We start from the raw sequence: 23,151 nt of genomic DNA on the forward strand, positions 1-23,151 counted from the left end.
GCTCTGTTGGGATGACCTGTCTATAAAGCTGCGTCAGTATTGGTGCGCTGGCTTACTTCTCTTCATCCGGGAGTTTTACGTTTAACTCCAAGACAGAAATGTCGTCATCTTTATGTTCAAAAGAGAGCTCAACCATGGATGGATCAATCGCAACGTATTTAGCAATCACTTTCAGAATGTCTTCTTTAAGTTGTGGTAAATAGGTTGGCGCAGGATCGCTTTGGCTGCGGCGCTCGGCAACAATAATTTGTAAGCGCTCTTTAGCCAAACTGGCCGAATTTTTTTTCTGTGGGCGGAAAAACTCAAGTAAAGACATACTAATTTAGCCTCCAAAAAGTCGTTTAAAGATGCCTTTTTTCGGCTCAGTAAGAAAACGAAACTCTACTTGCTGGCCAAGCAGTCTTTCGACGGTATCATCGTAGGCTTGGCCGGCATCTGATTGTTCATCAAAAATCACTGGGACGCCTTTGTTTGAGGCGTTCAATACGGCTTGGCTCTCAGGGATAACCCCCAGCAGCGGAATATGCAAAATTTCTTCAACGTCTTCAACACTGAGCATCTCGCCTTGGTTAACCCGTGTTGGATTATAACGAGTTAACAGTAAATGCTGTTTAACTGGCGGAAGGCCTTGTTCGGCACGTAGCGATTTTGAATCTAAAATACCGAGGATACGGTCTGAGTCACGCACAGAAGAGACTTCAGGGTTGGTGGTGACAATCGCTTCATCCGCATAATAGAGTGCCATTAGCGCCCCTTGCTCAATGCCCGCTGGAGAGTCACAAATAATAAATTCAAACTCCATCTCGTTCAGTTCATTGAGAATACGCTGTACCCCTTCTTTGGTCAGGGCATCTTTATCTCGCGTTTGTGAAGCCGGTAAAATAAATAAGTTTTCATTACGTTTATCTTTGATTAGCGCTTGATTCAGAGTCGCTTCCCCATTGAGGACGTTGACAAAGTCATACACTACCCGTCGTTCACAACCCATAATTAAGTCGAGATTACGTAACCCGATGTCAAAATCAATCACCGCGGTTTTTTTACCTTTCAACGCCAGCCCTGAGGCAATGGCTGCGCTGGAGGTGGTTTTACCCACTCCGCCTTTTCCTGACGTTACAACAATAATGCGTGCCATTTAATTAATTTCCTTTCGAATCTAAATTGTCAATTTTTCAAAATGCAGTGATTCATCGTTTAAGCTTAGCATCACTTTATTTTGCCAAAACTGACTGTCAATTTGATCGCTTAGCCAGTAGTTTCCTGCAATAGACACCAGCTCAGCTTGTAAATCATTACAAATTATTTTTGCTTCTCTTTGGCCACTCGCTCCAGCAATGGCTCGCCCACGTAACGTACCATGAATATGGATTGAACCATCGGCGATGACTTCTGCGCCCGGACTGACATGACTAAGAATCACTAAGTCGCCATCTTTGGCATAAACTTGCTGGCCAGAGCGCACTGGCGTATGAATCACTTTTGTAGGGGCCATCGCTGCCGGAGCGTTCGCTGGCGTATTGCTTGCTGTCATGACGGCAAAGCCAGCTTCGAATGCTTGACGTTGACAACGTTTATCTTTACAGCCAGTAATGCCAACCGGGACAAAACCCGCTTCACGAATGCCCTGTTTCAGAGCATGAAAATCCAGTTCACCGCCGACTTTATTAATATTAAGTACAATTGGTGCATTAGCAAAAAAAGCGGGGGCTTGATCGGCTTTTTGTTTGAGAAAATCGATCGCATTGGCAACATGATGATCTGCAAGGTGCAATACAGACAAAGTGAAGCTGCTGCCTTTTAGGTCAGGTGTATGAGACATGATAACGTTGACCTCAATAAACGTTGGTAACGCTGGTTATATACCCAAATCAGCTCACAACACTCGAAAAAGAGGAACATACTTATTTTGAGGTTACTTGGGTATAGAATAATTAGCGTTGTCGAAGACGATGGCTGTCATGTTATATTCAGCGCTCAGTGACAGCAAGTTATCTTGCGGTCAAATGCGTGATTTACTCGCAATTTTCACTGTGGTTATTCAAAATATATCCAAGTCATTTGGGTGTATACTCTCTCTGGCTGCACATAACGCAGATAACACAATACAAAAGGGTTGGCATGCTTTGTTCTATTTATAAAAGTTCGAAAAAAGAAGGAACTTATCTGTATCTTCCGAAAAGAGATGACTTTTCACAAGTTCCTGACACTTTGCTCGAGACCTTTGGTAAACCTATCTTTGTCATGTTAGTCAACTTGACCAATCGTCAGCTAGCTCGAGTGGATGTGGATAAGGTAAAAACAGCGTTGCAAGTAACGGGATTCTTTTTACAGCTTCCCCCGCCAACAGAAAATTTATTGGATATACATAAACAGCAGAAAGCACAAAGTAGACAAGCTACTGCTGATTAGGATCGCTTGAGGAGGGCATCTTGAGAAAATTACTGTCAGTTATTTTAGGGTTAACGCTATCGGCTCCTTTGCTGGCCAATACGGTGAGTTTTGAGCAATATCTTGAAGGGTTAAAGCAACAGGCGCGTCAAGAAGGCATTTCTGAGCAAATATTGGCAGAAGCGTTTGCTAATGTGGAGTATCGTCCTCGAGCGGTCACCGCAGATCGTAATCAACCGGAAAGACGCTTAACTTTAGATGAATACATCCCTCGTGCGGTACCGGACTGGAAAGTCAAACAAGCTCAAGCATTGTATGAAAAACACTATGATGAGCTACAGCGTATTGGTAAGCAGTATGGTGTTCAGCCGCGTTTTATCGTTGCGCTTTGGGGCGTGGAAAGTAACTTCGGTAGCTTTACTGGCAACTTTCCAGTTATCGATGCTTTATCAACGATGGCTTATGATGGTCGGCGTGAAGAGTTTTTCCGTAAGGAAACCATGGCTGCGTTACAAATTTTGCAACAAGGGCATATTACGGTTGATGAAATGAAAGGCTCATGGGCAGGGGCGATGGGACAATGTCAGTTTATGCCTAGCTCCTTTTTAGCGTTTGCCGCAGACGGTGATGGTGACGGTAAAAAAGATATTTGGGGCACCAAGGCGGATGTTTTCGCGTCAACGGCTAATTATCTAAGTAAATCCGGTTGGGATGATCGTTATACTTGGGGGCGTCAGGTAAAAATTCCGGCTAATTTTGATAAAGCTTTGGAAGGCCGTCAGGCTGAAAAAGGCAAGTTACTACGCGAGTGGAGTGAGCTTGGTATCACTCGTTATGATGGTCAACCGCTACCACAGTTGAAAGAGGACATCAAAGCTTGGCTTATTATGCCAGATGATGAAAGTGGGCGGATTTACTTGGTTTATAACAATTATAATGTGCTGATGAAATGGAACCGCTCGCACTACTTTGCGGTAGCGGTCAGTCATTTAGCCGATAGAATCAAATTTTAACCATGAGTGACCAAAGTGGTTAGTTTCTTCGATAAGGGCTGTTTTGTGACAGCCCTTTTTTATTCTCGTACCTTGGTGATTGATGAAATTGATGAAAGTGGATTATCGCTTTCAGCTGATCAATTGTTCTTCAATTGCGTTGCGTAACTTGACGCGATCATGCCGCCAATCACGATTGGGAGAAGCGAGATCGCGAGTGACACAATTCCATTGATGGTTGAGTTCTGGATGCTCAATGGCACCAATCACTACGTCAATATGGCGAGCGCTACAAGCACGTTCACACCATTCTAGTTTCTGCTGCAAACTCATGCGCCCCGCAGGGCCATATTCTGGGGAAAGGTTCTCAACAAAAATCAATTTGGCGCGGGTATTCTCTGCGATCGCTTGGCCGATTTCAGGTAATAATAGCGGTGGCATAATGCTGGTGAGAAAGCTGCCCGGACCGAGAATAATCGCATCTGCTTGAGAGATAGCATGGACGCCTTCCTTAGTGGCGGGGACTTCTGGATCAAGATCCAGCCTCAGTAGATCTTGGGCCATTTCATCAACACTGGTTTCCCCTGTGACCCATTTCCCCTCTACCGATAGGGCGGTTAAGTCAGCTGGATGCTCTGACATTGGTACAATATTGACATCGACTTTGAGCATGTTACGGATCAAGTTAATCGCTTCTAGCGGGCGTACCGAGAGGTGGTCTAAGGCGGTTAACATTAAATTGCCAAGATTATGCCCGTTCAGTTCACCAGCGCCTTTGAAACGGTACTCAAACATCATCGAACTTATGGATGGCTCTGTGATTAACTGATTAATGCAGTTGCGCGTATCTCCCCAAGCGATACCCCCTTGGCAGTGGCGAATACGCCCAGTAGAACCACCATTATCAGTAGTAGTAACAATGCCTGTCGCATTAGAACCAAAGACTTTTAATGCAGCGAGTATTCTGCCTAATCCGTGGCCGCCGCCAATCGCAACCACTTTTTTATCATCATAGAGTGACATGTTTTATATTTCGAGTTGTTCTTTGATGGCCTACAATTTAGAGTAATGCTCAAGCGGATGGTACTCATTTTGTGGTAATTTATGCATCAAAACGGTTTTTTTTCAGTAGAAGCTGGAAACACACACAATATTTAAGTATTTTATCCGTTCGCTGCAACCGATAAGCGTCGAGCGTACGCTTATTGTTGCCATAACTCCGAGCTTATCTGCACTAAGTTTTCTTAAGCGCAACGTTTTTGAAGATAAGTCATTTAAGCCAGTGGCATTGATCCACAAGGGCAAAGTGGGAAACTTTTTTGCCTCCCGTATTTGGAAAGGTGTTCCGTGGCGCAACCATTCGAAGATAAATATCAGCGTAAATTTTACTATTTACGTCTGTCTGTGACTGATGTCTGCAATTTTAAGTGTACCTACTGTTTACCAGGGGGGTACCGACCCTCGGGAACCAAAAATTCTGCTTTTCTAACTCTGCCTGAGATTCAACGCGTGGTGAAAGCGTTTGCGTGTTGTGGAACTTCTAAAGTGAGAATTACTGGCGGTGAGCCGAGTTTACGCAAAGATTTCACCGACATTATTCAGACGGTCGCTGGGCAGCCTGGGATAGAGAAAGTTGCCACCACCACCAATGGTTACCGGATGGCTGATCATGTCATGGCTTGGAAGCAGGCGGGATTGACCGATATTAATGTGAGTGTCGATAGTTTAGACCCGAGGATGTTTCAGCAGATCACCGGTGAAAATCGTTTTTATCAAGTCATGCAGGGAATCGAGCGAGCTTTTGAGGCTGGTTTTGCGCAAGTGAAAGTTAATGTCGTATTGATGAAGGATCTTAATGCGCACACCATGCCTCAATTTTTGGCGTGGATTAAACATCGACCGATCCAACTGCGTTTTATTGAACTGATGCAGACAGGGGAGATGGATGATTTATTTGCTCGCCATCACCTTTCTGGTGTCGCCCTGCGCAATCAACTGATAGCCGATGGCTGGTTACTAAAAGCACGATCACACCATGATGGGCCGGCTCAAGTTTATTGGCATCCTGATTATCAAGGCGAAGTAGGGTTAATCATGCCTTACGAGAAAGACTTTTGCCACAGTTGTAATCGGTTACGCATCTCTGCGTTAGGTAAGCTACATCTTTGTCTGTTTGGTGAGCAAGGTCTCTCATTACGTGATCTATTACAAGAAGATAGCCAGCAATCAGCATTAATTGAACGTATTCAAACCCAGTTACAACATAAGTCTGTTAGTCATTTTTTACATGACGGTAATACAGGTATAACTCCCCATTTGGCATCCATTGGTGGCTAGACCTTTGGGGACAGATAATGAAAAAAGATAAGGTGATGACATGGGTCATGCAGAAAGTAAATTTCAACCCGCTAACATTGCGGTACTAACGGTATCCGATACACGTACGCAAGAAAACGATACCTCTGGTGGCTATTTAGCTGAGCAATTGCAAGCCGCGGGACATCTATTGGCCGATAAGCAAATTGTGATCGATGATAAATATAAAATTCGTGCCATCGTGTCACAGTGGATTGCTGATGAGGCGATTCAAGCCATCTTGATTACTGGTGGCACCGGCTTTACCGCTCGCGATAGTACTCCTGAAGCATTGAAACCACTTTTTGATAAAGAGGTCGAGGGCTTTGGTGAGCTGTTTAGAATGGTGTCGTATGAAGAGATTGGTACTTCAACGATTCAGTCACGAGCTTTAGCGGGATTTGCCAATCACACGGTGATATTCGCTATGCCGGGTTCGACGGGGGCTTGCCGTACGGGATGGACGAAAATTATCCAGCAGCAATTAGATGCGAGCCATCGTCCATGTAACTTTATGCCTCATCTCGCTGGGTAACAGAAAAACATGACTGAATTTAGCCATATTAATGCCAACGGTGAAGCGAATATGGTCGATGTATCGGCCAAACTCGATAGTGTGCGTGAAGCACGTGCAGAAGCTTATATTCGTATGGCACCAGAAACATTGCAGTTAATTATTTCTGGGCAGCATCACAAAGGCGATGTGTTTGCTACCGCACGGATTGCTGGAATTCAAGCCGCTAAAAAAACGTGGGATTTAATTCCTCTTTGCCACCCGTTGTTGCTTTCTAAAGTTGAAGTTCATTTACAAGCTATCGAAGCTGAAAGCTGTGTACGAATTGAATCTGTGTGTAAGCTAGCAGGGAAAACCGGTGTTGAGATGGAAGCGTTAACGGCAGCATCTGTTGCCGCTTTGACTATTTATGATATGTGTAAAGCGGTACAAAAAGACATGGTCATTGAACAGGTGCGTTTACTAGAAAAAACCGGAGGTAAGTCCGGACATTTTAAGGCTACGCGATGATTAACGTTGTTTTTTTTGCACAGACTCGTGAGTTGGTTGGCTGTGATCGGGTCGAGATGCCAGCCAATTTTGCAACCGTTGAGGCTCTTAGGCAGCATCTTGTGCTGCAAGGCGATAAGTGGTCACTAGCGTTAGATGCGGATAAGTTACTGGTTGCTGTTAATCACACCATTGTGGCAATGACTCATCCTTTGCAGTCGGGTGATGAAGTGGCCTTTTTTCCACCAGTCACTGGCGGGTGAGACCGATGGATAGCAGAGTTTCTGTACAAACGGCTGATTTTTCATTGGCCGATGAGTATGCGGCGTTAGCGCAAGATAGTGCTGCTGGCGCAGTTGTCACATTTGTCGGTAAAGTTCGTGATCTCAACCTCGGTGATGATGTGATCGGCTTACGTCTTGAACATTACCCAGGAATGACTGAAAAAGCGCTCAGTCATCTGTGTGATCAAGCCCAACAGCGCTGGCCCTTACAACAAGTACGTATCATTCATCGGGTTGGTGATTTGGATGTTGGTGCGCAAATTGTGTTTGTTGGCGTTGCGAGTGCCCATCGCGGTGCGAGTTTTGCTGCTTGTGAATTCATTATGGATAGCTTAAAAACTCAAGCCCCGTTTTGGAAGAAAGAACGCACCACACACTCTGAACGCTGGATAGAATCGCGCGAATCCGATCACCAGGCGGCTAAACGTTGGTAAATCAAAACCCCGAGCCAGCTTTTTGTTTGGCTGACTCGGGGCGTTCCCTCTCTAAAACGGCTCGGCCTTAATACCTCGCTTAAAACGTTCGCTTTGTTACAAAAAAATCGTCTTCCTCTCTAGTAAAATCAAGAAATTAGTCAACACTTACTATAGGCACCTTAATTGACTCGGAGTGTCATTAAGGACTTGTTTGTCTATTTAATCATTATGGGATAGCCATCACTAAGCTCAGAGAAGTGCTCATGGCATAGCGATGGTTAAGAACGCCAAGGAGATAGCAATGGATTCACTCAAAGTAAGAGATTACATGACCGTCAAAGCGGTAACCTTTAGTCCTGAGATGTCACTCAGTGCGGCTTTAGAGCGCGTAAGTGGTTCTGAACATCTTGGTGGGCCAGTGATTGATGATCAAAAGAGAGTGATCGGCTTTCTTTCTGAACAAGATTTGCTCGATAAATTAGTTAAAGCCAGTTACCTCTGCCATGACTCTCATACGGTGAGTGACTGCATGCATCAAGAAGTGCTGTCGGTTTCTCCGGAGACGTCAATCATCGAACTGGCTGATATGATGAAAGTCGGTAAGCCGAAAGTCTATCCGGTGATAGAACAAGGAAAGTTAGTGGGTATCATTACCCGTCGTAATGTACTGTTAGCGATCGGTAAAAACCTCGCCACCAGTTTTAAACATCCAGTTTAATCGCTAAACAACTAAAGTGAGAACATTGGCTTATAGGGTGGGATTAAGGTTTTGTAGAGACTCGCTCTCTCTTTTTGAACTTAGCTCAAGAGCCTATAGTTAAATGCGCAAAAAACACTTGACCTTGGAGTTAGCTCCAAGGTGTAAGCTCAACACATCATCAAATTAGGAGATTGATTGATGTCTGTTAAGCATTCAGGGTGCGGTGTCACTCATGGTTCTCATGCCACTCATAGTCAGGCGTCTTGTTGTTCTGCAGCGTCAAGCACTCATCACATGCAACCTGAGGTTGCCAGCTGTGCTCAACCAACTGAAGATAAAAACACGCGCAGTGCCGCGGACAATGTGCATGACTCGGTTGCTAAGTTCCAACGCAGTTGGCAAGTTGTCGGGATGGATTGCCCATCGTGTGCGCGGAAAATAGAAACGGCGTTACAGAAAATTCCAGATATTGTCACTGCCCAGGTTCTGTTTGCGACAGAAAAGTTGGTGGTGCAGTTTAATCAGCAAGCAACGGTTGCGGCGGTTGAACAAGCCGTTAGTCGTGCTGGTTTTCAGATTCAGCACTCGACCTCTAAAGTCGCATCTCCTCACTCTTCCCTCCGAACATGGTTAACACAAGCGGACAATCGACGTCTGGTTTTGATCAGTTCAGCGATGCTAGTCGCCGCTCTAATGACTCAGTGGTCGAGTGAGTTAGCGCAGTGGATGTTTACACTAACCTGTTTATTAGGCTTGGTTCCGATTGCGCGTAAAGCTTGGCAATTGGCAAGGTCAGGTACGCCATTTGCGATTGAAACCTTAATGACTGTCGCCGCACTGGGCGCTTTGTATCTTGGTGAAACGGCCGAAGCGGCGATGGTGTTATTACTGTTTTTGGTTGGCGAGCGCTTAGAAGGCATTGCGGCTGCACGAGCGCGTTCTGGTGTACAGGCGCTGATGGCGCTGGTGCCTGATCAAGCGACGAAAATAGAACACGGCCAGCGAGTGTTAGTTGATGTGCAAGATCTGCGACCCGGTGATCACGTTGAGGTTGCTCCTGGAGGGCGTTTACCTGCTGATGGGCAGTTGATGGATCAAGCGGCGAGCATTGATGAAAGTGCATTAACCGGAGAATCGATTCCGGTTGAAAAGCAAGTCGGTGACACGCTCGCTGCAGGCTCTGTAGTGGTTGACCGTTTGATCCAAGTGCAGATCACTTCATTACCGGGACAAAATGCCATTGACCGTATTTTACACCTCATTGAGCAAGCTGAATCTCGTAAAGCGCCCTTAGAGCGGTTTTTAGATCGATTTAGCCGTTGGTATACCCCGCTGATGATGCTGATTGCTTTATTGGTTGTGCTCATTCCACCATTAATGTTTGCTCAGCCATGGGAAACCTGGACCTATCGTGGACTGGCGTTATTACTCATTGCTTGTCCTTGCGCGTTAGTGATTTCAACCCCAGCGGCGATTACCTCTGGTTTAGCCGCGGCAGCAAGACGCGGTGCTTTAATCAAAGGGGGAGCGGCACTTGAGCAGCTTGGCCGAGTGACCATGATGGCGTTTGATAAAACCGGAACACTAACACAAGGAAAGCCACAGGTAACGGACATGATAAGCTTAACGGATCTGCCGTCATCTCAATGGTTAGCGGCAGTAGCGGCCATTGAGCAAGGGTCTAGTCATCCTTTAGCCACTTCGTTAGTGGATAAAGTGCAAGCCCAAGGCTATACAATCCATCAAGCTTCTGAGCAACAAGCGTTACCGGGCCGCGGTATTACAGGCTTAGTTGCTGGTCAACGCTATTCACTGTTGTCGCCAACTCAGCTCGATGTGGTGGTTAGTGCCGCTGTCACTGAATCGATTGAGCAACTCGAAGCGCAAGGGAAAACGGTCGCGGTTGCTTTGCAAAATAAGCAACCGATAGGCGTTATTGCTTGGCAAGATACATTACGTGATGAGGCGCAAGTCGCGATTGCACAACTGAAAAAAATCGGCATTAACAGCATCATGTTGACCGGGGATAACCCACGCAGTGCCGCAGCTATCGCCGATAAGCTCGGCATGGATTTTCAAGCCAGTTTATTGCCTGAGGATAAAGTGCAAGTGGTCGAGCAATTATCACAGCTTCAACCGGTTGCAATGGTGGGGGATGGTATTAATGATGCTCCTGCGATGAAGCAGGCCAGTATCGGTATTGCGATGGGCAGCGGTACCGATGTCGCGTTAGAGACGGCGGACGCAGCATTAACCCATAATCGACTCATTGAGTTGGCAGGAATGATCGAATTATCTCGCGCTACGCTGAATAATATTCGACAAAATGTGACATTAGCTTTGGGCTTAAAGGCCATTTTATTGGTGACCAGTTTACTCGGTATCACAGGCTTATGGATGGCAGTATTGGCTGATAGTGGTGCGACGGCGTTGGTCACTCTGAATGCTTTGCGTTTACTACGCTTTAAGCCATCAGTAGCGGATTAGAGTGAGCCATAGGGATTAAAACCATTTGAGTTGAATCACGAGCGAATAGTGTTGAGTTGCATTTGAATTGCTCATTTTTGTGATGCAAACCGTTTTTCTTTGAAATGCTGGATTTTATTGCTGACGTAGTTGTGATGCTTGTCACTAAATATTGTTGGTTACTGGGATAGAGTCACTAGGTACCCGAAATTAATGATGAGCTGAACAAGCCGCAATCAAGGAGTAACTTATGTCTCAAGCTGTCTTTCACCTAGGAGTGACCCAAGCCGATCTAAATGGTGCAACGTTGGCGATTATCCCTGGTGATCCTGCCCGTGTGCAAAAAATCGCTGAATTAATGGAAAACCCGGTTTTTCTAGCTAGTCACCGTGAGTACACGCTTTATCGCGCTGAGTTAGATGGTCAATCTGTTGTGGTTTGTTCAACGGGTATTGGTGGTCCATCAACGTCGATTGCGGTAGAAGAGCTCGCTCAATTAGGTGTGCGCTCTTTCTTACGTGTTGGTACCACTGGTGCAATTCAACCACACGTCAACGTCGGCGACATGATTGTTACCACTGGCTCAGTACGTCTTGATGGCGCTAGCTTACACTTTGCACCGATGGAATTCCCTGCGGTACCGGATTTTGCAGTAGCAACCGCGATGAAAGAAGCCGCAGAAGAGAGCGGCGCTACCGTTCACATGGGGGTAACGGCATCAAGCGATACGTTCTACCCGGGTCAAGAGCGTTATGACACATTCACCGGTCGTGTTGTTAGCCGTTTCCAAGGATCAATGAAAGAGTGGCAAGAGATGGGCGTGCTGAACTTTGAGATGGAATCTGCGACGCTATTAACCATGTGTGCTAGCTCTGGTTTAAAAGCAGGCTGTGTAGCGGGTGTTATTATTAACCGTACTCAAAAAGAGATCCCAGATCACGCCACCTTAAAAGAGACCGAAGCTCGTTCAATTAAAGTGGTGGTTGAAGCAGCGCGTAAGATGCTTAAATAATCGCTATCATTGATTGAGTTAGTATTAAAAAGCGCCACAATCGTGGCGCTTTTGCTATTTGAATCTTAATACCTAGTGAGGTTATTTAAGCCAGTGCGAGTTGAGGTAACGGTAAATATAAGCTTTCAGTCACTTCGGACAGCATTTGGTCGTACACTTGAGCGATCGTCAGCGATAATTCAGAAGTCAGTTGATAAAACTGCTTCGCATCGAGCTCTAAATGCGGATTGTCATGGAGCTCACTGAGTTGGTGCATGGCTGCGGAGCAAGTCGGTGAGGCGATTGATAAAGGGCTTATTAGTGCTAGCTGGCTCAGTTTTCGTCGCATGAGCTCACTGTAATGACTGAGACGAAGCCGCCCCTCTTGACTCCCCATCTCTTCAATACATAAACGTAACTGGGTCAGTGAATCCATACTATCGATGACTTGTTGCCAATTCATATGATATTCATCACTCAGATCGTCTCGATGTGATTCAGCTAACCAAGCGAGAACAATTTCGTCAATTAAAAATAGACAATGACGAATCGCTTTACCGTGAGCGACTTGGTTCCTTGCTACGCTATAATCCGGCCATTCATGGCGAATGGCGGTTAATTTAGCTTGGAAAATACGATACAGAGGTTTGTTATCAAAGTGAGCATGGGCAATCAAATGAGATAAAGTCTGATCGATAGCAGATTGAAGATGATTAATTTCTTGCTGACGATCTTGGCCAAACATCAACTCGTGATGGGTTGCTTGACGATGTTGACGACAAAGATAAAGTAACTCGCGTAAATCAACTAAGAGTTGATATTTACGTTGTAGGCTGGATTCTTTCTGTTTAGCAAAGAAAAATAATCCGCCAAGAATCGCGATAGAGATAAGCATGGAAATAAAGACAAACATAATCCACTCCTTGTGTATGTGGCTTGCTCAGAACAGAGATTCCTTTCTCAATGTAGGTTGCTGTACGCGTTAACCGAATTGTCATCACTATTGATGAGCAGATATCACGACGTCACCTAGGTTGAGTATTCCCCTGAGTTGGATATTGCATGCTTAATGCCAAGTTTTTATGTATTAAAAATCAATTGGTTATGTTTTCTTTGCTGGTGTTTGTGCACTAAAAAGGTGCAATTTGCGCTAAAAGTGTGAACACAAGCGAAAAAAAAAGCCCTCTCGAGGAGAGGGCTAATCATCTTTCACGTAGTTAAAATCGACAGACTACATGACGCGCATGCCGGCTTGTGCACCTTCATGAGGCTCAAGAATCCACAACTGGTCACCGCCAGGGCCTGCAGCGAGGATCATGCCTTCTGACATACCAAACTTCATCTTGCGTGGTTTAAGGTTAGCCACCATCACGGTATATTTACCGACCAGCTCTTCAGGTGAGTAAGCGGCTTTTATTCCAGAGAACACTTGGCGTGTTTCACCACCAATATCCAACTGGAATTTTAGTAACTTATCGGCCTTTGGCACCGCTTCACAAGAGAGGATTTTGGCAATCCGTAAATCAACTTTAGCAAAATCGTCAAATTCGATTTCTGCGGCGATGGGATCTTTGCTTAACTCTGTTGCTTGACTAACCGGCTGAGCATTTTCTATCGCGGCTTTTTCCAGTGCTGCTTCTTGTTTTGAGGTTTCAATCATCGCTTCAACATGCTGAGAGTCAATACGATTAAACAGCGCTTTAAATGGGGTCAACTCATGACGAGTCAGTGGTGTTTGAATACCATCCCAAGTCAGTTCTTGATTAAGGAAAGCTTCCGTCCGCTCAGCTAACGCTGGCATTACAGGCTTGAGGTAAGTCATCAATACGCGGAATAGGTTAATGCCCACGGTACAAATATCTTGCAGCGCTTGCTCTTGGCCTTCTTGCTTGGCGATAACCCAAGGCGCTTTTTCATCCACATATTGGTTGGCTTTATCTGCTAATGCGGTGATTTCACGAATCGCACGACCAAATTCACGAGTTTCATAAAGTTCAGCAATACGTTCAGCCGCCGCGGCAAATTCGGCGTACAATTCAGGCTCGGCAAAGGTTGCTGATAACTGATTATCAAAACGTTTACTGATAAAGCCCGCATTCCGTGAAGCGAGGTTAACAATCTTGTTGACCACATCAGCATTGACGCGCTGCGTGAAGTCTTCAAGGTTTAGATCGAGGTCATCAATACGGTTGTTCAGTTTTGCCGCGTAGTAGTAACGTAAGCACTCAGGATCTAAATGTTTTAAGTAAGTACTCGCTTTGACAAACGTCCCTTTTGACTTCGACATTTTCGCGCCATTAACCGTAACATAACCATGCACAAAAACATTGGTTGGTTTACGGAAACCACTGCCTTCAAGCATTGCTGGCCAAAATAGGCTGTGGAAGTAAACAATGTCTTTACCAATAAAGTGGTACAGCTCGGTTTGACTGTCTTTGCGCCAGTATTCGTCAAAGTCTAAATCATTGCGCTTGCTGCAAAGATTTTTGAATGACCCCATGTAACCAATGGGTGCATCGAGCCACACATAAAAGAATTTATTGGTTTCACCGGGGATTTCAAACCCAAAATAGGGCGCATCTCGGGATATATCCCATTGCTGCAAGCCACCTTCAAACCACTCTTGCATTTTATTAGCGGTTTCGGTTTGCAGCGAGCCAGAACGAGTCCACTCTTTGAGCATGCTTTCAAACTGTGGCAAGTCAAAAAAGAAGTGTTCAGAATCTTTCATCACAGGGGTTGCACCTGAGACCGCAGATTTAGGATTGATCAGTTCCGTTGGGCTGTAAGTTTCGCCGCAAGCATCGCAGTTATCACCATATTGATCTTCTGACTTACATTTTGGGCAGGTGCCTTTGACGAAGCGATCCGGTAAGAACATCTGTTTTTCAGGATCGAATAACTGAGAAATGGTGCGACTAGAAATAAAGCCATTTTTTTTCAGTTCAAGATAAATATGCGAAGCCAACTCACGGTTTTCTTCACTGTGGGTGCTGTGATAGTTATCAAAACTAATATCAAACCCAGCGAAATCTTGCTGATGTTCTTCGCTAACCGCGGCAATCATTTCTTCAGGCGTAATACCCATCTGCTGCGCTTTAAGCATGATTGGTGTGCCATGAGCGTCGTCAGCACAGATGAAATTTACAATATTGCCGCGTAGGCGTTGGTAGCGCACCCAAATATCCGCTTGGATATGCTCAAGCATATGACCTAAGTGGATGGAACCGTTAGCGTACGGAAGGGCACAAGTTACCAGCAGTTTCCTTGGAGAAACGTTTCTTGGTTCAGTTGCCATACTTAATTATTCGCTATGTTTGATAGGTATTGAAAATAGCCTTCAATACTACCTGATGAAGCTACTCACGCCAAGGCGTGAGTCATGATAAGGCCTTAACTTTTTTGGGGTTCAGTGTGGGCAGATTGAGTGGTAGCATGAACAAAAAAGGAGGGCTTATGCTCACATTTACGTCCAAACACGATTTTTGTTCTTGGCTTAATCAGTTTTCTCACCCCAATTTAATTAGTGATTGGGCGCATTCACCGGGCGTGGTTCAAGTAACGGCATCTGGGCAATTTGCTATTCATATTCCATTTGCCGCTCACGCTTTGCGCCAAGAGCTGCAAGCTTGGATAACTAATCAGCAGCAAACGAAAGCCGTTGCCGCTTTTGATTATTCAGTCAATGTTACTCCTAAGGCCTTGATCACCAAAGTTCCGCATGGTGTTAAAGGCGTGAAAAATATTATTGCCGTCACGTCGGCGAAAGGCGGGGTGGGTAAATCAACCACAGCCGCTAACTTGGCGCTCGCGATAGCGGGCAGTGGTGCCAAAGTTGGTTTATTGGATGCGGACATTTATGGCCCTTCGGTACCGATGATGTTTGGCACTCAAGATGCCAAGCCAAGTGTGCGTGATAATAAATGGATGCAGCCAGTGAAAGCGCACGGTATCTATACCCATTCGATAGGTTATTTAGTCGATAAAGCGGATGCAGCGATCTGGCGTGGTCCGATGGCATCAAAAGCATTAGCTCAACTTGTTAATGAAACTGAGTGGCCTGAGTTGGACTATTTGGTGGTGGATATGCCTCCGGGTACCGGCGATATTCAATTAACGTTATCTCAGCAAATTCCGGTGACAGGCGCGGTCATTGTCACCACACCACAAGATCTCGCCTTGGCTGATGCACGAAAAGGGGCGGCAATGTTTGCTAAAGTTGACGTGCCCGTGGTGGGATTAATTGAGAATATGAGTTATCACATTTGCCGTCATTGCGGTGAAAAAGAAGCGATTTTTGGTGTTGGTGGTGCGCAAACGTTAGCCACTGAATATGGTTTATCATTGCTGGCGCAAATTCCGTTGCATGTCACACTCAGGGAAGATATTGACGCTGGCAAACCGACAGTGATAGCTCGTCCTGACAGTGAGCATAGCCAACAATATTATGCGCTCGCCGAGCGGATTTGTGCCAGCTTGTATTGGCAGGGCAAAGCGAAGCCGCAAACCATCGATCTGACTTTCGTGAGTGAATAGCAAAATTGAGTTTAGCGACTGAGCGCGTTGAGTTTATTCGGCGTTCAGTCGCCAGTTCAGCCAACACGTTAAGCAACCAATATCACTGCCTTTATTTTTGCCCAGAGAAGTAATCGTTTGCTTTGGGTTAATTTTATTCACTGTCAGAAAATACGGATATTTACCGTTGAGTGAACTGGTATCTAACCGACGAACTCCCTATAATCAGGCGGTTTATCTTATCTCCTCACATACACGTATCGGGTACACTGAACCATGTCTGATAATAATCAATGCGTCATCGTCGGTATTGCTGGCGCTTCTGCTTCTGGGAAAAGCCTTATTGCCAGTACCATTTATAATGAACTGCGCGCGAAAGTAGGCGACCATCAAATCGGTGTGATCACGGAAGATTGCTATTACAAAGACCAAAGCCATCTGAGCATGGACGAACGTGTCAAAACCAATTATGACCATCCTAATGCCCTAGATCACGATCTACTCTGTGATCATCTGCAAGCTTTAGTTCGTGGCGAAGCGGTTGAAGTCCCTGAATACAGTTACAGTGAACATACGCGCACCGCTAAAACCAGCACTATGACGCCGAAAAAAGTGATCATTTTGGAGGGGATTTTACTTCTGACCGATCCTCGTCTGCGTGATTTAATGCATGCAACCATTTTTATGGATACACCGCTCGATATCTGTTTATTACGTCGAGTCAAGCGTGACGTTGAAGAGCGTGGACGTACTATGGAATCGGTATTGAAACAGTATCAAAAAACCGTTCGTCCGATGTTTATGCAGTTTATTGAACCGTCTAAACAGTACGCCGATATTATTGTTCCACGTGGTGGTAAAAACCGCATTGCGATTGATGTCTTGAAAGCCCATATCGCAAAATTGCTTAAATCATAAAATTTACCGATCGTTGACTTTATCTTTTCCGATTAAAGTGGCACCTTAGATGCCACTTTTTTTATTTTCGTCAAGCAAGGAAAAAGCAGATGAAAAAACTGTCCCTATTCATTGCGGCGCTGCTGGTGATGGTTATCGCGGCAGTGGTCGCGTTAGTGGTTTTCGTCAATCCAAATCAATTTAAACCTCTGATCATTGAGCAAACCAGACAACAAACGGGCCTTGAGTTAGTCATTGAAGGCGATATCAGCTGGCAGTTCTTTCCGGCGATTGGTTTCGAACTTGGTAAAACCGAGTTAAGAAATCCTGACGGATTTACTCAAAATAACCTATTTAAGGTCGATCGTGTTGGGATTGATATCGCGGTCATGCCACTTTTTCGTCATCAACTGCATATTGGTAATGTTCGCCTTGAAGGGGCCGAATTTTATCTAGAAACGTTACCAAATGGTCGTTCTAACTTAGATAGCTTGACTCAAGCACAAAACCAAAAACCATCCACACAGGTGGAGGCGGTGCTGACCGACTCACCATCTAGCCAGCCAGAAGAGACAACCGCCGATCAAGCTTGGACTTTGAGTCTTGCTGGCGTGACTGTTAGTCAGGCACGATTAGAAATGCTTGATCAGCAAACGGGCACACACAGTACCTTATATGACGTTGATCTTACGGTGTCAGAATTTGCTGCCGATCGTTGGACCAGCGTGGATTTTTCGGCCAAAGGAAGTGCGAACCAACAACAGTTTAGTGTGCACGGGAAGGCGGAGATAAAACTGTCTGCAGACTTTAAACAGTATGCTCTACGCAATATTACGCTTAATAGTACGTTCGAAGACCCATCGGTACGGATAGACGCTTTACAACTTAAGCTCGCGACCTTTGAATTTGATCAAGACAATGCGCTGACTTTTGCTGTGAAAGGTAACGCAGCCGACATGACATTTGACGTTAGCGGCCAAGCGCAGTTGCAGGTTGATGCGGCGATCAGTACTGTTTCGTTGGATAAGTTACTTCTGAATTCGACATTACAAGGTGCGGCTTTACCACAATCACCGCTGCAGGTAGAAATGGCGTCTCGTATCGTGTTTGATGTGACCAACAGTACGCTGGATGTAGCGTTAGATAGGTTGATGGCCAACGCAATAGCGTTATCTGGACAAGCGAACATTCATTTGGCGGATATACCTAAAATCCGTTTTCAATTGCATAGCCCTGCGATTGATCTCGATGAATTTTTAGGGCTCGATCAAGTGGCGTCAAACTCTGCTGCCCAGCCATCGGTGAATGCACCCACTTCGCCACCGGTAGAGGTTGAACCAGATTTATCGGCTTTACGAGACTTAGATGTGGTTGGAGAGATAACCATTGATCGGTTTAAAGCAGGCAATGCCAAGCTTGAGCGTGTACATACTCGTTTTGTTGTTAACCGAGGTGTGATCGATCTTAATACGCTAACGGCTGAACTTTATCAGGGTAAGATCCAAGCGAGCGCCAAGGTTGATGCACGAAAAACACCCGCAACCTATCAGGTTAAGAAGACCATTACTGGTGTTCAAGTTCAGCCATTATTGATTGATGTGGCCGACAATGACTTACTACAGGGAACGGGTAACATTACGGTAGATGTGCAAGGTCGTAGCCTAACCCCAAGCGGTATTCAGAAAAACTTGCTGGGAACGGTCACGATTAACTTCGCTGATGGTGCTGTCAATGGCATTAATATCGCTCAGTTAATTCGCACCAATCATGCGCGTTTGAGAGGGCAAACGTTAGACGAATCTGAGGCAGTGAAGCAAACTGACTTTAGTGCGCTGACGGCGACGCTGCAACTGAATAAGGGTGAAGTGTCGACCAATAATTTAGCGATGCAATCGCCGTTATTACGAATTCGTGGTGAAGGTAAAGCCAATTACTTAAACGAAACGGTTGATTTTGTGGTTCGCACATCCATTGTTGGGACGCTGAAAGGGCAAGGCGGTAAAGATATCGACGAGTTGCGAGACGTCACTATCCCGATTCATATTTCTGGCCAATGGACTGAACCAAGATACCGATTGGTGTTTGATGATCTGCTTAAGCAAAGAGCGCAAAAGGAGATTGACCGCGGTATTGAGAAGCTCGGTGATAAAGTGAAAGGTGAAGAAGCGAAACAAGCGGTGGATGCCTTGAGAGGGTTATTGCGACGCTAAGCGTGGTAACCTTGAGTTAAAGGCTCATTGATGTCTAAAAAAGCTGGATAACTCCAGCTTTTTTATTGGGTGATCCACGACTACCAATCGACGCCTTTTAGGGCTTTGACGCCTGAATCAAAAGCATGTTTGATGTTTTTGACTTCAGAGACGGTATCTGCGAGTTCGATAAGTGTTCGATGAGCGCCACGTCCCGTGATGATCACGGATTGCATAGGGGGGCGTTGTTGTAACGCTTCAACCACTTCATCAAGATCAAGATAGCCATAGCTCACCATATAAGTCAGCTCGTCAAACAGTAAGACATCTAAGGATTCATCGTTAAGCATGCGTCGACACTCTTGCCATACTTGTTGAGCGGCTTCGGTATCGGTTTGTTTATTTTGCGTATCCCAGGTAAAGCCTGTCGCCATGACTTGGAACTCGACACCAAGTTTTTCAAGTAAATTACGTTCCCCATTTTCCCATGTGCCTTTGATAAATTGTGCAACAGCACACTGTTTACCGTGGCCGACGGCGCGTGCAATGGTGCCAAAGCCTGATGTGCTTTTGCCTTTACCATTGCCAGTGATCACCAGCAATAAGCCTTTTTCTTGCTGAGCATTGGCAATCCGTGCATCAACCTGTTCTTTTACTTTTTGTTGGCGTTGTTGATGACGCTGTTGCTTGATGTTTTCACTAGACATTATGTTGAGCTCTTTTTAGAAAAATAATGAACCACATCATAGCGTAAGTCTTTCATCGCTTTCTACTGAAAGCATTCATCCTGTTCGTTACCGTGATAGTGGCTAATACAAAGAATTTTGAAATCGCTGGATGCTTTTGTAATTAACAAATTCATCGTTTTCATAAATAGTTGAGGAATTACAGAGTGTAAGAAGATTTTTTAAAATCAGTGGCAGAACGGGCTGAGGAGCACTATGGTAAAAAAGTAACAACAATAACGATTCAATGAACTCCTTTGCTTGCCAATCAAAGACTGAGGCTTTTGCCTCAGTCTTTCTCTTTGTGCTTAAACAGCATCGCTATACTAACGGTTTAATATTACTTAAGTTTAGAAAGCATAGCTGGCTTGCACACCGACTAACCATACGTGTCCGGTCACTTCTCCAGCAAACGCGCCGCCAATCGCTGCGGCTTGGTCGTCGGATCCATCGCGAGGCTCATACAGCGAAGCTTTTTTAGCAAAAATATAGGTAAAGCCAGCATCAAGGGTCAGTTGTTTCGTGGCTCGATAGCCCGCACCAATACTTAACCAAGTACGATCGGTTTCTGGAATGGTCGCTGTACGATATTTTGTACTTACTGCGGATAAGTCATAGGCAATGCCTGCACGTAGGGTCAAATCTTGATCCCAAGCGTAGCTGGTCCCTAATGCAAAACGGTAGTTATCTTTCCAGTTTTCTAACTTAATTAAGTCATTAGGAGTGCCATCATGAAAGTTAGCCACCAATTGATCAAAGCTACTCCAATCCGTCCAATTAATACTACTGTGCAATGCCCATTGTTCGGTTAATTGGTGAAAGCTAGCTAGCTCTGCCGTCGCTGGTAAAGTCACAGCGAGTTGCCCCGGTTTGTGTTTTCCGTATGGGATCCCTTCAGCATGACCATCAAAGTCCATCACGACTTGTGATTTATAGGTAAAAGCCACTCGATGATTTGGGTTGATTTGCCAAGCGGTACCAGCCTGCCAGCCCCAACTGGTATCGTCCCCTTCCATATACTTTAAAATAGTCCCTTGAGGTGCCTTTATTGGGTTTGTTCCATCCATTCCAACGATATTTTTTTCCGGCACACTGGCCCCAAAATGACCTTCACCGATCACATAGCGTACACCAGCCCCGACACTGACTGCGTCGGTCAGTTGATAGCCGAGGTTAACGTTCGCTTCGGCGGTGATGATTTTCGCCTGATCGCCAAAATGGCTAGCAGCAAAGTTAGGTAGCTCGGTTTCCATTCCATAATTGGTGCCGATAGCTAAACCTAAAAAGGTCCGGTCATTCAATTGATGAGAGAAATAAGCATTTGGGACGATAGCGTCATGGGCGAAATCTTTTGCCGTCGCGCTGGTTTGGCCCAAATTGGTATGAGTCACTGTGCCATTAACATCAATATTGGGGTTAACGTAAATCGCACCAGCAGAAAATTGCGTGCCAGGCAGGTAGGTTAACATCGCAGGGTTACGCCATTGTGAGCCAGCATTGTCAGCCATGGCTGCTTCACCCGCGTACGCTCGACCAAGGCCCGTCGCTGAGTATTCTGCTAGTTGAAATCCCGCTGCTTGAGCGTAGGTTGGTAGTCCCATTAAGCCGAACGCAACGGCTATCGATAACGTTTTTTGATTATTGTTCATGGTTATGTTCGCTGAAATGGTTAGTCAATAGTGGCGAAAAGTGTAAAGATAGCGAGTCGCCTTAACAAATAAAAACAATAAATCATCAATATTTAGAGTTTTATATCGATTTTCTATTATTAACTTACCTATTAATCTGGTTAGTGTTCTGGTGGGGTGAAAGTTCAGCGAACAGATGTAGGATGTAACTGCCCTTTTTAAGCACAGCTGTAAGCTTAAAAGAGCACATGTGAGGTGAATAAATAAAAAAAGGGCTGATGATTCAGCCCATTAAGATACGTGTTTGAATTAAGTTAAACTTAGAAGCTACGGCTATATTGTAAGCCGACTAAGATTGCATCTGCTTTGGTAGTCGCAGAAATTGTCGAAATAGTTTGGCCCGTTGTCGGATTGTTAATTGTTTCATCAACCTTTACATCTTTACCCATTAAGTAAGTAAAGCCAAAGTCAAAATTAGACTTGTCATCAATTTGATAGGTGAAGCCCGCTGATAACCATTGACGATCGGAATCCGGTACTGAAATTGAGGTGATTTTATCTTGCGCGCTGGTATCGTACATATAGCCGGCACGCAGTGTCCAATCGCGGTTTAGGAAGTAAGTACCGCCAATAGAGTAGTGCCAACCGTCTTTCCATTGATAATCTTTTTCATCGATATTTTGGTTCTTAAATTCCAAAGTATCAAAAGCACTCCAACCAATGTATTGCACACTATAGTGGACAGCAAAGGGGGTATTGTCTATGCGGTGGTAACCAGAAAACTCGGCCATATCTGGTAACGGTAACTTGATTTCTTTATCGCCATCTTTAGCTGTTATGGTTGGGCTATAACGATAAGAAAGACCAAAGCGGTTATTCTCATCCAATTCATAAACGGTACCGATATTAAAACCAACCCCGAAGCCATCTGCTTTATCTATGTCAACGATACTACGGCCATTTAGAGCATTTAACATACCTGTAGTTTGATCCACCACAGGGCCAGTGTAGATATCGTTACGAAATGAGCGCTTTAATGTTCCTTGACCGTAAATCAGATCAAGCCCTGCGCCAATACTCCATTGTGAGTCAATGCGATAGGAGCCGGAAACGCCAAAGTTGACGCTAAGAATTTCTGTTTCCCCTCCGAACTCACCACCAGCGTAGTTAGAGCCAAAATCGGTACGAGTGCCAAAGTTAGAATAGGCGTTTACCCCCCAAGCGAATTGCTCGTTGACTGGGACGATCAAATGAATATTAGGCGCAATGGAAGTACCACCAGCATCATCGTAATTAGCATCTCTGGATTGTGCAAATGGTGTACCTGGGAGCGATTGATAGGTTCCATTTTTAACACGTATATCAGTTATAATGGCTTCAAAACCGAGTGATAGCTCCATTTTGTCAAAGAGAGCCATCGCGGCAGGGTTACGTGACATTACGGCGGCGTTATCGGCAATTACGGCATCACCGGCAAACGCACGGCCAAGGCCTGTTGCTGATTGAGCGTTAAGCTGAAAGCCGGCGGCCATAGCTTGTTGAGTAGCGAGAGAGATGGTCACAGCAAGCAGTGACTTTTTAAACAGACGCGTCTTGTTCATG

Annotated in this window: 22 protein-coding genes and 1 riboswitch; of the genes, 13 read left to right on the forward strand and 9 right to left on the reverse strand. The window is 45.2% G+C overall.

Annotation, left to right across the window (positions count from 1 at the left end; genetic code table 11):
• Positions 1–52 precede the first annotated feature (52 nt).
• From minE to minC, 3 genes are read right to left on the reverse strand one after another with little or no spacing between them, the layout of a single operon-like run.
• On the reverse strand, positions 53–316 hold the full coding sequence (minE, locus tag FKN93_RS01950) for a cell division topological specificity factor MinE (protein ID WP_004394871.1): 264 nt from the start codon (positions 314–316) through the stop codon (positions 53–55).
• Positions 317–322: 6 nt separating this feature from the next.
• Positions 323–1,135, reverse strand: coding sequence for a septum site-determining protein MinD (minD, locus tag FKN93_RS01955; protein ID WP_004394872.1), 813 nt, complete (start codon positions 1,133–1,135; stop codon positions 323–325).
• Positions 1,136–1,156: 21 nt separating this feature from the next.
• Positions 1,157–1,819, reverse strand: a complete 663-nt coding sequence (gene minC / locus FKN93_RS01960; protein ID WP_154170582.1) for a septum site-determining protein MinC — start codon at positions 1,817–1,819, stop codon at positions 1,157–1,159.
• A gap of 299 nt (positions 1,820–2,118) precedes the next feature.
• Here minC and FKN93_RS01965 point away from each other — a divergent pair, with 299 nt between their 5' ends.
• Positions 2,119–2,409, forward strand: a complete 291-nt coding sequence (locus FKN93_RS01965) for a YcgL domain-containing protein (protein WP_040904181.1) — start codon at positions 2,119–2,121, stop codon at positions 2,407–2,409.
• 20 nt (positions 2,410–2,429) lie between these two features.
• Positions 2,430–3,401 carry a lytic murein transglycosylase gene (locus tag FKN93_RS01970; RefSeq protein ID WP_040904182.1) on the forward strand — a complete coding sequence of 324 codons (972 nt, stop codon included), beginning with the start codon at positions 2,430–2,432 and terminating at the stop codon, positions 3,399–3,401.
• Between the two features lie 111 nt (positions 3,402–3,512).
• Here FKN93_RS01970 and FKN93_RS01975 read toward each other — a convergent pair whose 3' ends face one another.
• Positions 3,513–4,403 (reverse strand): YvcK family protein, encoded by an 891-nt coding sequence (locus FKN93_RS01975; RefSeq protein WP_004394875.1) that lies wholly within the window; start codon positions 4,401–4,403, stop codon positions 3,513–3,515.
• Positions 4,404–4,585: 182 nt separating this feature from the next.
• A riboswitch (molybdenum cofactor riboswitch) is annotated at positions 4,586–4,739 on the forward strand.
• On the opposite strand from FKN93_RS01975, the gene moaA reads away from it, so the two are divergent.
• The 8 genes from moaA to udp all read left to right on the forward strand — a co-directional run bounded on the left by moaA (position 4,728) and on the right by udp (position 11,616).
• The gene (gene moaA / locus FKN93_RS01980; protein WP_004394876.1) at positions 4,728–5,717 is read left to right on the forward strand and encodes a GTP 3',8-cyclase MoaA; all 990 of its coding nucleotides are present in this window, start codon (positions 4,728–4,730) and stop codon (positions 5,715–5,717) included. (Overlaps the previous riboswitch by 12 nt.)
• Positions 5,718–5,757: 40 nt before the next feature.
• Entirely contained in the window at positions 5,758–6,270 is a 513-nt protein-coding gene (gene moaB, locus FKN93_RS01985; RefSeq protein WP_004394877.1) for a molybdenum cofactor biosynthesis protein B, read from the forward strand.
• A 9-nt stretch (positions 6,271–6,279) separates the two neighbouring features.
• Positions 6,280–6,759 carry a cyclic pyranopterin monophosphate synthase MoaC gene (moaC, locus tag FKN93_RS01990; protein WP_072669801.1) on the forward strand — a complete coding sequence of 160 codons (480 nt, stop codon included), beginning with the start codon at positions 6,280–6,282 and terminating at the stop codon, positions 6,757–6,759.
• On the forward strand, positions 6,756–7,001 hold the full coding sequence (moaD, locus tag FKN93_RS01995) for a molybdopterin synthase sulfur carrier subunit (RefSeq protein ID WP_004394879.1): 246 nt from the start codon (positions 6,756–6,758) through the stop codon (positions 6,999–7,001). Before moaC ends, moaD begins: the two co-directional genes overlap by 4 nt.
• Before the next feature lie 5 nt (positions 7,002–7,006).
• The gene (gene moaE / locus FKN93_RS02000; RefSeq protein ID WP_170904340.1) at positions 7,007–7,456 is read left to right on the forward strand and encodes a molybdopterin synthase catalytic subunit MoaE; all 450 of its coding nucleotides are present in this window, start codon (positions 7,007–7,009) and stop codon (positions 7,454–7,456) included.
• Positions 7,457–7,739: 283 nt separating this feature from the next.
• Entirely contained in the window at positions 7,740–8,156 is a 417-nt protein-coding gene (locus tag FKN93_RS02005) for a CBS domain-containing protein (protein WP_170904341.1), read from the forward strand.
• A 180-nt stretch (positions 8,157–8,336) separates the two neighbouring features.
• Positions 8,337–10,625: a zinc/cadmium/mercury/lead-transporting ATPase gene (locus tag FKN93_RS02010; RefSeq protein ID WP_170904342.1), complete on the forward strand. Its 2,289-nt coding sequence runs from the start codon at positions 8,337–8,339 to the stop codon at positions 10,623–10,625.
• Positions 10,626–10,854: 229 nt separating this feature from the next.
• Positions 10,855–11,616 carry a uridine phosphorylase gene (udp, locus tag FKN93_RS02015; protein ID WP_004394883.1) on the forward strand — a complete coding sequence of 254 codons (762 nt, stop codon included), beginning with the start codon at positions 10,855–10,857 and terminating at the stop codon, positions 11,614–11,616.
• 85 nt (positions 11,617–11,701) lie between these two features.
• On the opposite strand, the gene FKN93_RS02020 is transcribed toward udp, so the two are convergent.
• Entirely contained in the window at positions 11,702–12,508 is an 807-nt protein-coding gene (locus FKN93_RS02020) for a hypothetical protein (protein WP_170904343.1), read from the reverse strand.
• Between the two features lie 318 nt (positions 12,509–12,826).
• A complete protein-coding gene (metG, locus tag FKN93_RS02025; RefSeq protein WP_170904344.1) occupies positions 12,827–14,893 on the reverse strand; it encodes a methionine--tRNA ligase in 2,067 nt (688 codons plus the stop codon).
• Positions 14,894–15,051: 158 nt separating this feature from the next.
• Here metG and apbC point away from each other — a divergent pair, with 158 nt between their 5' ends.
• The 3 genes from apbC (at position 15,052) to FKN93_RS02040 (ending at position 19,217) form a co-directional block, all read left to right on the forward strand.
• The gene (gene apbC / locus FKN93_RS02030) at positions 15,052–16,131 is read left to right on the forward strand and encodes an iron-sulfur cluster carrier protein ApbC (protein WP_170904345.1); all 1,080 of its coding nucleotides are present in this window, start codon (positions 15,052–15,054) and stop codon (positions 16,129–16,131) included.
• A 255-nt stretch (positions 16,132–16,386) separates the two neighbouring features.
• Positions 16,387–17,028 carry a uridine kinase gene (gene udk / locus FKN93_RS02035; RefSeq protein ID WP_004394887.1) on the forward strand — a complete coding sequence of 214 codons (642 nt, stop codon included), beginning with the start codon at positions 16,387–16,389 and terminating at the stop codon, positions 17,026–17,028.
• 89 nt (positions 17,029–17,117) lie between these two features.
• The gene (locus tag FKN93_RS02040) at positions 17,118–19,217 is read left to right on the forward strand and encodes an AsmA family protein (RefSeq protein ID WP_170904346.1); all 2,100 of its coding nucleotides are present in this window, start codon (positions 17,118–17,120) and stop codon (positions 19,215–19,217) included.
• 80 nt (positions 19,218–19,297) lie between these two features.
• Here the strand turns inward: FKN93_RS02040 and cobO are convergent, their stop codons facing one another.
• The 3 genes from cobO to FKN93_RS02055 form a co-directional block, all read right to left on the reverse strand.
• Positions 19,298–19,903 (reverse strand): cob(I)yrinic acid a,c-diamide adenosyltransferase, encoded by a 606-nt coding sequence (cobO, locus tag FKN93_RS02045; protein ID WP_004394889.1) that lies wholly within the window; start codon positions 19,901–19,903, stop codon positions 19,298–19,300.
• Positions 19,904–20,271: 368 nt separating this feature from the next.
• Positions 20,272–21,570, reverse strand: coding sequence for an outer membrane protein transport protein (locus FKN93_RS02050; RefSeq protein ID WP_154170607.1), 1,299 nt, complete (start codon positions 21,568–21,570; stop codon positions 20,272–20,274).
• A gap of 299 nt (positions 21,571–21,869) precedes the next feature.
• On the reverse strand, positions 21,870–23,150 hold the full coding sequence (locus tag FKN93_RS02055; RefSeq protein WP_170904347.1) for an outer membrane protein transport protein: 1,281 nt from the start codon (positions 23,148–23,150) through the stop codon (positions 21,870–21,872).
• Position 23,151 lies beyond the last annotated feature (1 nt).

Origin of the sequence: Vibrio sp. A8-1 (assembly GCF_013048685.1) — a bacterium.
GTDB classification, from domain to species: Bacteria; Pseudomonadota; Gammaproteobacteria; order Enterobacterales; family Vibrionaceae; genus Vibrio; species Vibrio metschnikovii.

Coding starts and splice junctions, on each gene's coding strand:
- cobO (WP_004394889.1), bottom strand. CDS start 19,903: ATGTCTAGTGAAAACATCAAGCAACAGCGTCATCAACAACGCCAACAA.
- minE (WP_004394871.1), bottom strand. CDS start 316: ATGTCTTTACTTGAGTTTTTCCGCCCACAGAAAAAAAATTCGGCCAGT.
- FKN93_RS01975 (WP_004394875.1), bottom strand. CDS start 4,403: ATGTCACTCTATGATGATAAAAAAGTGGTTGCGATTGGCGGCGGCCAC.
- apbC (WP_170904345.1), top strand. CDS start 15,052: ATGCTCACATTTACGTCCAAACACGATTTTTGTTCTTGGCTTAATCAG.
- moaD (WP_004394879.1), top strand. CDS start 6,756: ATGATTAACGTTGTTTTTTTTGCACAGACTCGTGAGTTGGTTGGCTGT.
- moaC (WP_072669801.1), top strand. CDS start 6,280: ATGACTGAATTTAGCCATATTAATGCCAACGGTGAAGCGAATATGGTC.
- udk (WP_004394887.1), top strand. CDS start 16,387: ATGTCTGATAATAATCAATGCGTCATCGTCGGTATTGCTGGCGCTTCT.
- FKN93_RS02005 (WP_170904341.1), top strand. CDS start 7,740: ATGGATTCACTCAAAGTAAGAGATTACATGACCGTCAAAGCGGTAACC.
- FKN93_RS01965 (WP_040904181.1), top strand. CDS start 2,119: ATGCTTTGTTCTATTTATAAAAGTTCGAAAAAAGAAGGAACTTATCTG.
- udp (WP_004394883.1), top strand. CDS start 10,855: ATGTCTCAAGCTGTCTTTCACCTAGGAGTGACCCAAGCCGATCTAAAT.
- FKN93_RS02050 (WP_154170607.1), bottom strand. CDS start 21,570: ATGAACAATAATCAAAAAACGTTATCGATAGCCGTTGCGTTCGGCTTA.
- FKN93_RS02040 (WP_170904346.1), top strand. CDS start 17,118: ATGAAAAAACTGTCCCTATTCATTGCGGCGCTGCTGGTGATGGTTATC.
- FKN93_RS02010 (WP_170904342.1), top strand. CDS start 8,337: ATGTCTGTTAAGCATTCAGGGTGCGGTGTCACTCATGGTTCTCATGCC.
- moaE (WP_170904340.1), top strand. CDS start 7,007: ATGGATAGCAGAGTTTCTGTACAAACGGCTGATTTTTCATTGGCCGAT.
- moaB (WP_004394877.1), top strand. CDS start 5,758: ATGGGTCATGCAGAAAGTAAATTTCAACCCGCTAACATTGCGGTACTA.
- metG (WP_170904344.1), bottom strand. CDS start 14,893: ATGGCAACTGAACCAAGAAACGTTTCTCCAAGGAAACTGCTGGTAACT.
- minC (WP_154170582.1), bottom strand. CDS start 1,819: ATGTCTCATACACCTGACCTAAAAGGCAGCAGCTTCACTTTGTCTGTA.
- FKN93_RS02020 (WP_170904343.1), bottom strand. CDS start 12,508: ATGTTTGTCTTTATTTCCATGCTTATCTCTATCGCGATTCTTGGCGGA.
- FKN93_RS02055 (WP_170904347.1), bottom strand. CDS start 23,150: ATGAACAAGACGCGTCTGTTTAAAAAGTCACTGCTTGCTGTGACCATC.
- minD (WP_004394872.1), bottom strand. CDS start 1,135: ATGGCACGCATTATTGTTGTAACGTCAGGAAAAGGCGGAGTGGGTAAA.